This is a genomic window from Candidatus Frankia alpina, assembly GCF_902806485.1.
Taxonomy (GTDB): Bacteria; Actinomycetota; Actinomycetes; order Frankiales; family Frankiaceae; genus Frankia; species Frankia alpina.
Genome location: NZ_CADCWT010000638.1, coordinates 1 through 277, shown reverse-complemented (window position 1 = coordinate 277; position 277 = coordinate 1). Strand labels below are relative to the sequence as shown.

At 70.0% G+C, this 277-nt stretch carries 1 protein-coding gene; it reads left to right on the top strand.

Going from position 1 to position 277, the window contains the following annotated elements; translation table 11 throughout:
- Nucleotides 1–15 precede the first annotated feature (15 nt).
- Nucleotides 16–277: transposase domain-containing protein (locus G6R25_RS24785; protein ID WP_205447486.1), on the top strand; the 262-nt coding region annotated here is incomplete at its 3' end.

The following is a 277-nucleotide window of genomic DNA, read 5'->3' as shown; positions in this document are numbered from 1 at the left end:
GTGTAGGTTCGGTGGGTGCCGAGACGTGGTCAGGTGAAGGAGAAGCCCGGGGGGCGGTTGGTGGACCGGGTCGGGCTGGGGGTGTTGGCGGCGCAGTTCCCGGGCGCGTTGGTCGACCGGGTGGTCGCCGAGACCGGTCGTCGTGAGAAGCGGGTGCGGGACCTGCCCGCGGCGCTGATGGTCCGGTACGTGGTCGCGTTGGCGTTGTTCCCCTCGGACGGTTACGACGAGGTGATGCGGCAGGTGAAGGTCGCCGACGACTGGCTGTCGGACAGGG